Source organism: Lelliottia sp. GFLA7 (genome assembly GCF_056490165.1).
On the sequence record NZ_JBWLAQ010000002.1, the window covers coordinates 114,649 to 128,746 of the forward strand.

The 14,098-nt window shown below is 52.7% G+C and carries 11 protein-coding genes; 6 read left to right on the forward strand and 5 right to left on the reverse strand.

Annotated elements, in window-relative coordinates; genetic code table 11:
• Positions 1-18: 18 nt before the first annotated feature.
• A complete protein-coding gene (gene araJ / locus AC07RN_RS06015) occupies positions 19-1,194 on the reverse strand; it encodes an MFS transporter AraJ (RefSeq protein ID WP_478335871.1) in 1,176 nt (391 codons plus the stop codon).
• A 203-nt stretch (positions 1,195-1,397) separates the two neighbouring features.
• On the opposite strand from araJ, the gene ppk2 reads away from it, so the two are divergent.
• Positions 1,398-2,219, forward strand: a complete 822-nt coding sequence (gene ppk2 / locus AC07RN_RS06020) for a polyphosphate kinase 2 (RefSeq protein WP_478335872.1) — start codon at positions 1,398-1,400, stop codon at positions 2,217-2,219.
• 94 nt (positions 2,220-2,313) lie between these two features.
• On the opposite strand, the gene fdnI is transcribed toward ppk2, so the two are convergent.
• Genes fdnI through fdnG form a run of 3 tightly spaced genes read right to left on the reverse strand, consistent with a single transcriptional unit; the run spans position 2,314 to position 6,906 of the window.
• Positions 2,314-2,970: a formate dehydrogenase-N subunit gamma gene (fdnI, locus tag AC07RN_RS06025; protein ID WP_478335873.1), complete on the reverse strand. Its 657-nt coding sequence runs from the start codon at positions 2,968-2,970 to the stop codon at positions 2,314-2,316.
• Entirely contained in the window at positions 2,963-3,847 is an 885-nt protein-coding gene (fdxH, locus tag AC07RN_RS06030; protein ID WP_012017444.1) for a formate dehydrogenase subunit beta, read from the reverse strand. Before fdxH ends, fdnI begins: the two co-directional genes overlap by 8 nt.
• Before the next feature lie 11 nt (positions 3,848-3,858).
• A complete protein-coding gene (gene fdnG, locus AC07RN_RS06035; RefSeq protein ID WP_478335874.1) occupies positions 3,859-6,906 on the reverse strand; it encodes a formate dehydrogenase-N subunit alpha in 3,048 nt (1,015 codons plus the stop codon).
• A gap of 220 nt (positions 6,907-7,126) precedes the next feature.
• On the opposite strand from fdnG, the gene yddG reads away from it, so the two are divergent.
• The 3 genes from yddG (at position 7,127) to AC07RN_RS06050 (ending at position 10,225) form a co-directional block, all read left to right on the forward strand.
• Positions 7,127-8,014: an aromatic amino acid DMT transporter YddG gene (gene yddG, locus AC07RN_RS06040; protein WP_478335875.1), complete on the forward strand. Its 888-nt coding sequence runs from the start codon at positions 7,127-7,129 to the stop codon at positions 8,012-8,014.
• 611 nt (positions 8,015-8,625) lie between these two features.
• Positions 8,626-9,705 carry a porin OmpC gene (ompC, locus tag AC07RN_RS06045; RefSeq protein ID WP_478335876.1) on the forward strand — a complete coding sequence of 360 codons (1,080 nt, stop codon included), beginning with the start codon at positions 8,626-8,628 and terminating at the stop codon, positions 9,703-9,705.
• Between the two features lie 79 nt (positions 9,706-9,784).
• Positions 9,785-10,225, forward strand: a complete 441-nt coding sequence (locus tag AC07RN_RS06050) for a GFA family protein (protein WP_235135654.1) — start codon at positions 9,785-9,787, stop codon at positions 10,223-10,225.
• A gap of 86 nt (positions 10,226-10,311) precedes the next feature.
• Here the strand turns inward: AC07RN_RS06050 and AC07RN_RS06055 are convergent, their stop codons facing one another.
• A complete protein-coding gene (locus AC07RN_RS06055; RefSeq protein ID WP_478335877.1) occupies positions 10,312-11,796 on the reverse strand; it encodes a SmvA family efflux MFS transporter in 1,485 nt (494 codons plus the stop codon).
• A 116-nt stretch (positions 11,797-11,912) separates the two neighbouring features.
• Here AC07RN_RS06055 and AC07RN_RS06060 point away from each other — a divergent pair, with 116 nt between their 5' ends.
• Together AC07RN_RS06060 and AC07RN_RS06065 are read left to right on the forward strand one after the other, a co-directional pair.
• The gene (locus AC07RN_RS06060; protein ID WP_478335878.1) at positions 11,913-12,488 is read left to right on the forward strand and encodes a TetR family transcriptional regulator; all 576 of its coding nucleotides are present in this window, start codon (positions 11,913-11,915) and stop codon (positions 12,486-12,488) included.
• A gap of 211 nt (positions 12,489-12,699) precedes the next feature.
• Positions 12,700-14,091, forward strand: coding sequence for a NarK family nitrate/nitrite MFS transporter (locus AC07RN_RS06065; protein ID WP_478335879.1), 1,392 nt, complete (start codon positions 12,700-12,702; stop codon positions 14,089-14,091).
• Positions 14,092-14,098 lie beyond the last annotated feature (7 nt).

Genomic DNA, 14,098 nt, shown 5'->3' on the forward strand with positions numbered 1-14,098 from the left:
AGACTTTTTCGGTGAATATTAGGCCAGCGCGCTGTCGTTCGCCTGATTACGCTTGCCTTTTTTATAGCCGTACATCAGTAACGAAGACATGGCCGCGAACGACAGAATGGCGGCGGGTAGAGTAACGTAGCTCCAGCTGTAGCCAAGCGTGATCATCATTCCACCAAAATAGGCACCGATGGCGCTGCCGAGATTAAACGCCACCTGCCCCCCTGCTGCTCCCAGTAATTCGCCGCCTCTCGCATTCTGCAGCAACAGAATTTGCAGTGGCGCAGAGAGCGCAAAAAGGCCTGCACAGCAGATAAAGCCCATCACCAGCGAGGCCGATTTGTGCTCGCCAAAGGCAAACAGCGCCACCAGCGACAGGACGATCACCAGATCGGTGGTAGCGGCAATGCGCAGCTGGCTGTAGCGTCCGGATAATTTGCCGCTCAGCATATTCCCCAAGACCATTCCCAGCCCCATCAGCATCATAATGACGGTCATAAAGGCTTCCGAAAATCCGGAAACATTCACCATAAACGGCTTCACAAAGCTGAACCACGCGAACACTCCCGCATTGCCAAACATGGTGGCGGCAAAAATTAACCAGGGTTCCGGCTTTTTCAAAAAGTGGAATTGCTCGATCAGTCTGGCATCCGATTTGTCGTACAGCGTCGGAACCCAGAAAATAATCGACAGGATCACCAGCGCATCAAACGCGGCAATCAGGAAAAAAGTGTATCGCCAGTTGTATTCATGTCCGAGCCAGGTCCCCAGCGGAACCCCAACCAGATTCGCGACCGTCATGCCGGCAATCATTCCTGCGACGGCAAGGGTCACTTTGCCCGGTGGCGCAATTTTAGACAGGATGATCGCCCCGACGCCGAAAAATGCACCGTGGGGAAAACCGGACACCAGTCGCCCGATGGCCAGCCAGAGATAGGAGGTGGAAAAAGTAAAAATGACATTCCCAACGACACACAGCGCGACCAGGAAGAGCAGGATCGTTTTTAACGAGAACTTGCCTGAAAAAAGCGCAATGATCGGTGCGCCAATAACCACCCCGAACGCGTAATACGAAATCATGCTTCCGGCGGAAGGGATCGTGATGCCAGTGTCACGAGCCAGCTCAGTTAACACACCCATAATGCCAAATTCAGCCATTCCCAGACCAAAAGTGCCCAGTGCTAACGAGAAAACGGTTTTTTTCATACCACAGCCATTTGTTAAAAATTTGCAACAGCTATTATTCATTAAACGCGGAGGGTGAGCCAGTTCGAATCGGTCTTCTGACCGATCTATCCATTATTTCGGATAGGCTGTGAATATTTTGCGCTGACTTGCCGGGCCACGATTACACTTCACAGAGAGACCTCCCGATCCCCCCTCACTGTATCTGTACCAGGATGACAATTATGGCGAATAAGAAGGTAACAAAAGTCATTGCTGAAACCGTTAAACTTGCGCCCCTCAAAACAAAGGATTACGAAAAAGAACTGCGTCGTCTGCATGTGGAACTGGTGAAACTCCAGCAATGGGTTGTCGCGAAGGGCCTTAAGGTGTGCATCGTGTTTGAAGGGCGTGACGGCGCGGGAAAAGGCGGCACCATTAAAGCCATCACCGAGCGCGTCAGTCCCCGCGTTTTCCGGGTGATTGCCCTGCCCGCGCCGACCGACAAAGAAAAGAGCCAGCTCTATTTCCAGCGCTACGTGCCGCATCTGCCTTCTGCCGGTGAAATCGTCATTTTTGACCGCAGCTGGTACAACCGCGCGGGCGTTGAACGCGTCATGGGATTTTGTACGCCGGAACAGGTCGAAAAGTTTCTGGACGGCGCGCCGATTATTGAGCGTGCGATGGTGGATGCGGGCATTATCCTGATCAAATACTGGCTCGAAGTGACGCCAAAAGAACAGGAACGCCGCCTGCGCGATCGCATTGATGACGGGCGCAAAACCTGGAAACTGTCGCCAATGGACATTAAGTCGTTCAACCGCTGGGATGAATATACAGAAGCGCGCGACGCCATGTTTGCCGCTACCGATACCGCCTGGGCGCCGTGGTATGTGGCGCGATCGGAAGATAAAAAACGCGTGCGGCTGAATATTATCTCGCACCTGCTTTCGCAGATCCCTTACAAATCATTGCCTGCTGAGACGGTCAAACTGCCGAAGCGTCGAAAAATTAGCAAGATTAAACCAACCGATTATCCATTCAGGTATATTTCTGAGCGGTTTTAAGCGCGTTTTGCTCTCCGTTCAGACGTCAGTAATAGACACAAAAAACCCGCACCGAATGGCAATCCGGTGCGGGTAATCAGCAAAATAACAGGTTTTACTTAATCCCTTCCGTACTCTCTTTTTTGGCTTCCAGCCTTTCGATGTCACGATACCAGCGCGGATGGTGTTTCTGCGCCCAGCGGCGACTGACTTTCCCTTCAACCATGCCTTTAATCGAGCCTTTCACCCAGAATGCCATATACATATGAATCAGGATGGCGTGGATCAAAATAATGGCCGACGTCGCATGGATCAGCAGACTGTAGCGAATCACCTGGATTGGGAAGTAGTGCGCAAAATACGGACGCCAGATGATCACGCCCGTCACCAGCAGCACAAAAATCATGCTCATGATGGTCCAGAACATCATCTTTTGCCCGGCGTTGTATTTACCCACTTTCGCAACTTTATGCTCATTACCTTTCAGAACTTCAACAATCCCCTTCACCCACGGAATATCCTGCTTATCCGGAATGTTGTGATGAACGAAGCGCACGAACATAAACATCAGCACCACGAAGATCAGCACGCCAAAGAACGGATGCAGAATGCGCCCCATCTGTGGCGTGCCGAAGGTTTCGGTTAGCCATTGCAGCGTCGGGAAGAAAAACGAAATCCCCGACACGGCCACGAGGAAGAAGCAGATCACCACCGTCCAGTGACAGGCGCGGTCGATAAACGTCGTGCGCATTATCATCTTTGACTTACTCATGGCGATCCTCCTCGTCATCATCCACCTCTTTGTTGGGACCGATGCCTATATAGTGATAAATCAGCCCCGCGAACGTAGCGACAAAACCGGCCGCGGCGAGCGGTTTCAACGCGCCTTTCCACAAACTGATAGAGGTATCAATGGCGGGGTCTTTGGGCAGATTATGATAAAGCTCCGGCTGATCGTTGTGGTGCAGCACATACATGACGTGCGTTCCCCCGACACCCTGCGGATTGTAAATCCCCGCGTGGTTATAGCCGCGTGCTTTCAGCTTATCGACGCGCGCCTGCGCCACATCCAGCATCTCTTTTTTGGTACCAAAATGAATCGCGCCGGTCGGACAGGTTTTCACACAGGCTGGCTCCTGGCCCACACTCACGCGATCCACGCACAGCGTACATTTGTATACCCGGTTATCGTCTTTGTTCAGACGCGGTACGTTGAACGGACAACCCGCGATGCAGTAGCCACAACCAATACAATTATCCTGCTGGAAATCGACGATACCATTGGCGTACTGAATAATGGCCCCTGCTGACGGGCACGCTTTAAGACAGCCCGGATCCTCGCAGTGCATACAGCCGTCTTTGCGGATCAACCACTCCAGCTTGCCGTTTTGATCCGTTTCGCTAAAGCGCATCACCGTCCAGGATTTGGCGCTCAAATCCGCCGGATTATCGTAAACCCCCACGCAGTGCCCGACCTCATCGCGAATGTCATTCCACTCTGAACAGGCCACCTGGCAGGCTTTGCAGCCCACACAGGAGGAGACATCGATAAGCTTGGCCACTTCCGCCTTAAAATCCCGCGCACGAGGCGCGGGAGTCATCGGGTTGGTTGCGGAGCGTTTAATGATGTCTTGTGTTTCCATTGCCATTGACTCGCTCCTTAGGCTTTCTCGATGTTAACCAGAAACGCCTTGTATTCCGGCGTTTGCGAGTTGGCATCGCCGACGTTTGGCGTCAGGGTATTAGCGATATAGCCCTTCTGCGCCACCCCTTCAAAGCCCCAGTGCAGCGGAATACCGACGGTTTCGACCTGCTGACCGTTCACCTGCAACGTTTGCAGACGACGCGTCACCACCGCGACCGCACGAATAAAGCCGCGTTTGCTGCTCACCGTGACGCGATCGCCATTGGCGATTCCCTTCGATTTCGCCAGCGTTTCGCTGATTTCCACAAACTGTTCCGGCTGCGCAATCGCGTTGAGTCGCGCGTGTTTGGTCCAGGTGTGGAAATGCTCGGTCAGACGATACGTGGTCCCGACGTACGGGAACGCGTCTTTCTTGCCGAGGCGCAGCGCATCGTCTTCGTACAGGCGAACCACCGGGTTTGACACCACGTTCGGGTGCAGAGGGTTAGTCCCGAGCGGCGTTTCCATCGGCTCGTAATGTTCCGGGAATGGCCCTTCGGCCAGCTTATCGAGCGCAAACAGCCGCCCAAGCCCTTCCGGCTGCATGATAAACGGCCCGGTCGCGCTACCCGGCGCGGCAGTGCTGTAGTCAGGAATATCGTTACCCGCCCACTTCGTGCCGTTCCACGCGATCAGCATCCGGTTAGGATCCCATGGCTTCCCGTTGATATCCGCCGAGGCACGGTTGTACAGCACGCGACGGTTAAGCGGCCACGCCCATGCCCAGCCAAGCGTATTGCCCAATCCTGACGGATCGGCATTATCGCGGTTGGCCATCTGGTTGCCCTGTTCCGTCCAGCTTCCGGCGTAGATCCAACACGACGATGCGGTTGAACCGTCATCGCGCAGCAGCGCAAAGCTGTTCAGCAACTGCCCTTTTTTCGCCAGCAGCGTGCCATTAGCGTCATAGAGATCTGCCAGCGCCACGCCGTTGTTCTCTTTCGCCACCTCTTCCGATTCAGGATGATCCGGCTGCTTATAGTTCCAGCTCATCTTCAGCAGCGGTTCGACACCTTTCCCGCCTTCCGTGCGGTACATTTCGCGCAGACGGTGGTAAATCCCCGCCAGAATTTCGCCGTCGTTTCGCGCTTCGCCCGGCGCATCCTGACCTTTCCAGTGCCACTGTAGCCAGCGACCGGAGTTAGCAATCGAGCCGTCCTCTTCCGCAAAACAGGTCGACGGCAGTCGGAACACTTCGGTCTGAATCGACGCTGTGTCCACATCGTTCATCTCACCGTGGTTTTGCCAGAAGTTCGACGTTTCGGTGACCAGCGGATCGATAACCACCATGAATTTCAGCTTGCTTAAGCTCCGCACTACTTTGTTTTTGTCCGGGAACGACGCGACCGGGTTGAACCCCTGGCAGATGTAGCCCGTCACGTTGCCTTTATCCATCATGTTGAAATACTTGATGACGTCGTAGGCCTGGTCCCATTTCGGCAGCCACTCAAAGCCCCAGTTGTTCTCTTTCTGGGCGGCATCGCCGTAAAATGATTTCATCAGGCTGACAAAGAACTTTGGATAGTTGCCCCAGTAGTTGACCTGATCGGCAAGCGTCGCTTTCGGCGTGTTCGCCGTGAGATAGGTCTGCAGATCGGCGTGCTTATCCGACGGCAGGCTCAGATAGCCGGTCAGGCTGGTGGACAGCAAACCAAGATCGGTTAACCCCTGAATATTGGAGTGTCCGCGCAGAGCGTTCACACCGCCGCCCGCCATGCCCATATTCCCCAGCAACAGCTGAATCATCGCCATGGTGCGGATGTTCTGCGCGCCAACCGTATGCTGTGTCCAGCCGAGCGCATACAGGAACGTTGTGGTTCTGTTAGCCGCGCTGGTTGACGCCAGCACTTCACAGATTTTCAGGAAATCGGCTTTCGGCGTACCGCAGATGTTTTCCACTACGTCTGGCGTATAACGGGAAACGTGCTGTTTCAGCAAGTTCCATACGCAGCGCGGATCGGTCAGGGTTTCATCGCGTTTGGCAAAACCATTTTCGTCAAACTGATAGTTCCAGGACGATTTGTCATACTGGCGTTTTTCAGCGTCATAGCCGCTAAAGAGGCCATCATCAAAGGCAAAATCTTCCCGCACCAGCAGATTGGCGTTGGTGTAGTATTTGACGTATTCGGCGTTGATTTTGTTATTTTCAATCAGATACAGCAGCACGCCAGACAGGAATGTTATGTCCGTACCGGAGCGAATAGGCGCATAAATATCAGCGACCGAGGCCGTCCGAGTGAAACGTGGATCGACGACGATCAGCGTCGCGTCGTTATTGTTTTTCGCTTCCATCGCCCAGCGGAACCCCACTGGATGGGCTTCAGCGGCGTTACCGCCCATCACCATCACGACATTTGCGTTTTTGATATCAACCCAGTGGTTGGTCATCGCACCGCGACCAAATGTTGGAGCAAGACTTGCTACCGTTGGTCCGTGTCAGACGCGCGCCTGGTTGTCTACCGCCAGCATGCCGAGAGAACGCACAAATTTTTGCGTCAGCATGCCCGTTTCATTACTTGCCGCAGAGGCGCATAGCATCCCGGTGGACAGCCATCGGTTGACGGTGACGCCCTGCGCATTCTTCTCGATAAAGTTGGCATCACGGTCGGCTTTCATTAATTTTGCGATCCGGGAAAACGCCTCGTTCCAGGAAATGCGCTGCCATTTATCTGAACCTGGCGCACGGTATTCCGGGTAGCGCAGTCGGTTATCGCTGTGAACATAATCGAGCAGACCCGCACCTTTCGGGCACAGCGCCCCACGGCTAACCGGATGGTCCGGGTCCCCTTCGATATGATAAATCGCTTCTTTGGCGTTCTTCGCGCCATCGCCCAGGCTATACATCAATAGCCCACATCCCACGGAGCAGTATGTGCAGGTGTTGCGGATCTCTTTGGCGCGCAGCAATTTATAGTTGCGCGATTGAGCCAGCGCTAGTTTGGGAGCAAATCCCAACGCAGCAGCTGTTGTTCCGGCCATACCGCCCGCGCAGATTTTAAAAAACTTTCTGCGGCTGACGTCCATTGCGTTCCTCGTGATAGAAATGAGTCTTCGCGCCGCAAACTATCAGCTATACCCCTGCATTTTTTGCGTCAAATCAATCTCAACCATCTTCGCCCCCTTAATAGTCGCCTCTGGTGAGTTTAAATAATCCTTTGGGATGAGGAAGTTGCTGATTGGTTAGCGAAAACCTCTGAAAAAATGCTATAAATTTGCCCCTTAATGACAGGTCTTTGGGAATGTAATGGACAGGAAAAGAGCAACACTGATTGGCCTCGCCGCGATTGTCTTATGGAGCACAATGGTGGGGTTGATTCGCGGTGTCAGTGAAGGGCTCGGGCCCGTGGGTGGCGCGGCAATGATCTACACGCTCAGTGGATTACTTTGTTTAGTGACCGTTGGATTTCCCAATCTGAAACGTTTTCCGCCGCGCTATCTTATTGCCGGCAGCGTGCTGTTTGTCAGCTACGAAATATGCCTGGCGCTGTCGTTGGGTTATGCCAGTAATCGCCATCAGGCAATCGAAGTCGGGATGGTGAATTATCTCTGGCCGAGCCTGACGATTGTCTTTGCGATCGTGTTCAATGGGCAAAAAACGAATTTATGGGTAATCCCCGGATTACTGATTTCGTTACTCGGCGTGGGATGGGTTTTAGGCGGCGAGCAAGGGCTGCATCTCGATGAAATTATCAGCAACGTCGTCTCTAATCCGTTGAGTTATGGCCTGGCGTTTGCGGGCGCATTTATCTGGGCGGCATACTGCACCGTCACCAGTAAATATGCCAAAGGACACAATGGGATCACGCTGTTTGTGTTACTCACGGCGCTGGCGCTGTGGCTGAAATATCTGTTCAGCGATCAGCCTGAAATGGTCTTTAGCCTGCCCGTGGTGATCAAGCTGTTAATGTGCGGCGTGGCGCTGGGTTTTGGTTATGCCTCCTGGAATATCGGCATTCTGCACGGTAACGTGTCGGTACTGGCGACTGTTTCCTATTTCACACCTGTGCTTTCCGCCGCGCTTGCCGCTGTACTGCTTAACGCCCCGCTTTCGTTCTCTTTCTGGCAAGGCGCGCTGATGGTCTGCGCAGGGTCGCTGCTGTGCTGGTACGCGACCCATAATAAGCAACAATAAACGATACGCGCGGAGGAGAAATCTTCCGCGCAGATATGACGGTTAAATATTTGTGATCGTGCGTCAAAATATTCATTTATCCGCTCGTGCCTGCATTCACATTCTGGTTATATTTCCCCCGTTCGAAACGTCCTCTTACATTATTACTGACAGAAACTGACAACTTACCGGTATTAATGACCGCCTATTATTCCCGCAAGAAATAACTAGACATGCAATAGTACAATACTGAACAGTGCGAAAATACCTGTTCGATATGACGCAAGTCGTTGATTATTCACCCTCGCGAGTAACTATTGAATATCAACCCTCCGAAATAACAGATAATAACCAAAGGTAACAAAACCACGATGAAACTATAAATTCATTAATTATCATAAGCGGGAAATAAGTGAGTGCAGAATAATAAATAACCGATACCGGTAATTTTAGGGTATATAACAGGATCTTCGTCACACTAATTGAAATTAAAGGTAATATCTTGAAACTTATTATTGAAAGAACACTACAAGATTCTTAAAAATAGCATGCCGTTGACAAACCACTTCGTTGATAAATTGTTTAGCAATGGCTCAGGACATGCTTAAAGAAAATTATAAGGATTATTAAAAATGAAACTTAAATTAGTTGCAGTGGCAGTGACTACCCTGTTGGCAGCAGGTGCGGTAAATGCAGCAGAAGTATTCAACAAAGACGGTAACAAGCTGGATCTGTACGGTAAAGTGACCGGCCTGCACTACTTCTCTGATGACACCGACAACGACGGCGACAAAACTTATGTACGTCTGGGCTTCAAAGGTGAAACGCAGATCAACGACCAGCTGACCGGCTTTGGCCAGTGGGAATATGAGTTCAAAGGCAACAACGACGAAACCAACGGTGACAAAGGCAACAAAACCCGTCTGGCATTCGCAGGTCTGAAATTCAACGAATTCGGTTCTTTCGACTACGGTCGTAACTACGGCGTGGCTTACGACATCGGCGCATGGACCGACGTACTGCCAGAATACGGCGGAGACACCTGGACTCAGACTGACGTGTTCATGACCGGCCGTACCACCGGCGTAGCAACCTACCGTAACCAGGACTTCTTCGGTCTGGTTGACGGCCTGAACGTGGCTGCACAGTACCAGGGTAAAAACGACCGTGACGACGTCACCAAAGCGAACGGCGACGGCTGGGGTCTTTCTTCAACTTATGAATTCGACGGCTTCGGCGTGGGCGCAACCTACGCAAAAGCTGACCGTACTGACGATCAGGTACGTTACGCAGCGCAGAGCGTTCTGAATGCGTCTGGCGATAACGCTGAAGTGTGGGCGGCTGGCCTGAAATACGATGCGAACAACATCTATCTGGCAACCACCTACTCCGAAACCCGCAACATGACGGTCTTCGGCGACAAGCATATTGCTAACAAAGCGCAGAACTTTGAAATGGTTGCTCAGTACCAGTTCGATTTCGGCCTGCGTCCGTCGATCGCTTACCTGAAGTCAAAAGGTAAAGATATCGAGACTTACGGTGACCAGGATCTGGTTGAGTACATCGAACTGGGCGCGAGCTACTACTTCAACAAAAACATGTCCACCTACGTTGATTACAAAATCAACCTGCTGGACGACACCAAATTCACCAACGATGCGAAAATCGCTACCGATAACATCGTTGCACTGGGCCTGACCTACCAGTTCTAAGAATTTGTGAGTTAAAAAGGCCAGCCCTCGTGGCTGGCTTTTTTGTTCGCGGTCATCTGGCGTGATAAAGGAGTACGCCATGCAACGCTATACCGGACGCTGTTTGTGTGGGATGAGCCATTTCAGCGTCAACATTGAAAATCTGGATGTGTATGCCTGCCACTGTACGACGTGCCAGAAATGGTCGGGGGGGATTGCCATGTATCTGGAAACCGCAGGCGCGCCAGCGGTGGAACAAGGTTCAATCGCCCCTTCGCACTTCTCTTCGTCGGCACGCGGTGAACGCTGGTTTTGTCCCGGTTGCGGCTGCCCGCTCTGGTACGAACTGACGCCAACGGAACGCTATTTTGTCCCGTGGACATTGCTGGAGCTGAGTGAAGATGAACGCCGTCGACTGGTGTTAGCCGCCGAGATCTATACTGAAACGCAGCCCGCGTTTTGGCGACTGACCGGACAATACGCGCGTTTTAGCGGAACGGAAATCGAAGCGATGGATAAAAGCTGTTCGCTGACGGCGTAACCTCACTGCTCGATTTGCAACAGGATGTACACCTCGATAAAGACAATGAGTGATACCCGGCATGCTTCGCGCCGCCGGGTGGATGACTACTCTTTCACTTTCGCCAGGCTAAACCAAATCCCGATCGCAAGGATCAACAACATCCCGCCTGCGCTCCCTAATGCCACGCTGTGTGAGGTGATAAACGCGGCTTTTGCGGATTCAATGACCGAGTCGGCCAGCGTTGGCGTCAAATCCTGGGCCACTTTCACGGCTTCACCAATGGATGACGACGCTTTTTCCGCCAGCATGTTGTTTAAGCCTTGCGGCAACACAATCGACGCCGAGAAGCTGCGGGTTAACAGCAGACCAAAAATGGCGATGCCTAACCCCGCGCCCAGCTCATAGGACATGGTTTCAATCGCACCCGCTGCTGCCGCCTTCTCTTTAGGTGCGGCAGCCATGATGGCGGATGTGGATGCCAACAGTGCACTGGCGGCGCTAAAGCCCAGCAGTACCATCAGGCTCCACGCTTGCCACTGCTGCGTGCTGAAGTCGAGCATCGATAATCCAATGAAACTCACCGCACTCAATCCCATGCCGCCCGCCGCCACGATCCGCAACCCCAGTCGTCCCACCAGCACGCCAGCAATCGGTCCACTGAATCCGCTGGCGACCATCACCGGCAGCATAAACTTGCCCGCTTCAAACGGCGTGAAACCGTGGACAAACTGCAACTCCTGCGCCATCAGCAGTTCAAAACCCACCAGCGCGATCATGGCCGTCATCGCCATCACAACGCCGCTTAAAATGATGCGATTGCAAAACAGGCGCATGTCGATCATCGGCGTGCTGGCGCGCAACTGAATACGCACAAAAACAAACAGCATCACCGCGCCCGTCAATAATGTCCCCGCAACCAGCCACGGCGAAAGCGCCCCTTTCAACGCTGTTTTGGCGCTGTAGACCAACAGCAAAATCGCGACGATCAGCATCAGCGCATGGCTAATATTCAGCGGTTGCTCAGGACGGCCCTGCTGTTTCGGGACGAGGCGAGCAGCAAGGGCGACAACCACAATCACAATCGGGACGTTGATCAAAAAGACCGAACCCCAGTAGAAATGCTCCAGCAGAATGCCGCCAACCAGCGGACCAAAAGCCGCACCGCCCGATCCCACCGCTGCCCACACGCCGAGGGCAATATTACGGTGACGAGGTTCGGTAAACAGCGTGCGGATCCCCGCAAGCGTTGCCGGAATAATCATCGCGGCGCCAATCGCCAGCGACGCACGCGCAGCGATAAGCCAGCCTGCTGTTGGGGAAAACGCGGCGGCCAGCGATGACAACCCAAATAACACACTGCCGAGCATGAGCAGTTTTTTAAAGCCGATGCGATCGCCCAGCGCGCCCATCGGCAACACCATACCGGCCATCACCAGCGAATAAATATCAATAATCCACAGCAATTCGTTGCCGCTGGCTCCGAGCGTCATGCTCAATGTCGGTGCGGCGACATGCAGCACCGTTGCGTCAATCGCCACCGGGATATACACCAGCACGATAATCACTAACGCTAACCACTGACGAAACATAAAGATCCTTTTTTTACCTTTTCTGGACACACGTCCAGGATGCGATCCTACGGAAAGTTGAACGCGTGTCCAGCTTTTTGTTACACTCGTTTCGTTACCATTGAGAGTGATGAGAAATGACCTATCTAAGCAAGGACGAACGCAGAGAAGCTATCCTTCACGCCGCCATGCGGGTGGCGCTGGATGAAGGGTTTAGCGGGATGACAGTCAGGCGGATTGCCGCTGAGGCACACGTCTCCGCCGGACAGGTTCACCATCATTTCGCCAGCATCGGCGAGTTAAAATCACAGTCATTTATCCACCTGATTCGTGCCCTGCTGGATGCCGACGTAGTGCCTGAGGGTGCCAGCTGGCGCGACCGACTCCACGGCATGCTCGGTAGCGATGAAGGCAGACTTGAACCCTACATCCGCCTCTGGCGCGAAGCGCAGTTCCTGGCCACTCGCGATCCGGAACTGAAAGGCGCTTATGTATTAACAATGGAAATGTGGCACCAGGAAACGGTCGCAATTATTCGCGCAGGTGCTGCTGACAATGCTTTTATTTTAAAGGACCGCCCTGAAAATATTGCCTGGCGTTTGATCGGTCTGGTTTGCGGCCTGGATGGTATTTATGTTCTGGGTATGCCGGAAATCGATGATGCCGCATTTAATCAGCATCTGGATAAAGCAATAACACTTGAGTTGGTTTAATACTTCTTATGGAGTATTAAGATTGTTAAGTTTTACAATTAGTAACACTTAAAGCGAATTCCCATGTCCCTTATAATCACAGGGGTTCGCTTTTTTATCTATCCTTCAGACGTATCTCAAAACATCCCAAAATTTCACAAAGTCACACTTTAAAGCAACTGTCTGTTTTCACTTTCCTTTTCTCTACGATATGGGTCAGTACGAGGGCGATATGTCACAAAAAAGTGAGAAGAACAATCATTACCTCTTAAGTAACTGGAAACCTGAAAACGCGGAATTTTGGGAGAACAAAGGCAAATATATCGCACGACGAAACCTGTGGATTTCCGTCGCCTGTCTGTTACTGGCTTTCTGCGTATGGATGTTATTTAGCGCCGTTGCGGTAAATCTCAATAAAGTCGGTTTTAATTTCACAACCGATCAGCTTTTTATGTTAACCGCCCTTCCTTCCCTTTCCGGTGCCATATTACGCGTACCTTATTCTTTTATGGTGCCGATATTTGGTGGCCGTTACTGGACACTATTTAGCACGGTTATTTTGATTATTCCCTGCGTCTGGCTGGGGATCGCCGTTCAGGATAGCACCACGCCGTATTGGGTGTTTATCACCATTGCGCTGCTGTGTGGATTTGCCGGTGCCAACTTCGCCTCCAGCATGGGTAACATCAGCTTTTTCTTCCCCAAATCGAAACAAGGTAGCGCCCTGGGGATTAACGGCGGGCTGGGTAATCTGGGCGTCAGCGTGATGCAAATGGTCGCGCCGGTGGTGATTTTCTTACCGATGTTTTCCTTCCTGGGCGTTCACGGTGTGCTCCAGGATGACGGATCCACGCTCGCGCTGGCCAACGCCGCGTGGATATGGGCACCGCTGCTGTTCCTCGCAACGCTCGCCGCATTTTTTGGTATGAACGATATCGCCAGTTCAAAAGCATCCATTGCCAGCCAGTTGCCGGTACTGAAACAGCCACATTTATGGCTGCTCAGTCTGCTCTATCTGGCGACATTCGGCTCGTTTATCGGCTTTTCAGCCGGGTTTGCGATGCTGTCAAAAACGCAGTTCCCGGACGTGAATATTCTGCACCTCGCCTTCTTCGGCCCGTTAATAGGTGCGCTGGCGCGTTCGGCGGGTGGCGTGGTGTCGGACAAACTCGGCGGCGTGCGCGTCACACTGGTGAATTTTGTTTTCATGGCCCTGTTCAGCGCCCTGCTGTTCCTGACGCTTCCAGGAACGGGTTCCGGAAACTTTACCGCTTTTTATCTGGTCTTTATGGGCCTGTTTCTGACAGCCGGGCTAGGCAGCGGGTCCACCTTCCAGATGATTGCCGTCATCTTCCGACAAATCACAGTCTACAAGGTAAAACTGCGCGGCGGTTCGGAAGAACAAGCCCAGCAGGAAGCGGTTACCGATACCGCGGCGGCCCTCGGGTTTATCTCTGCCATCGGCGCGGTCGGGGGCTTCTTCATTCCCAAAGCATTCGGCACATCCCTCGCCATGACCGGTTCGCCGGTGGGCGCGATGAAAGTCTTCCTTGTGTTCTATATCGTCTGCGTGCTGGTGACCTGGCTGGTCTACGGCCGTCGGCAAAAGCACGTCAAATCATAACAATCCA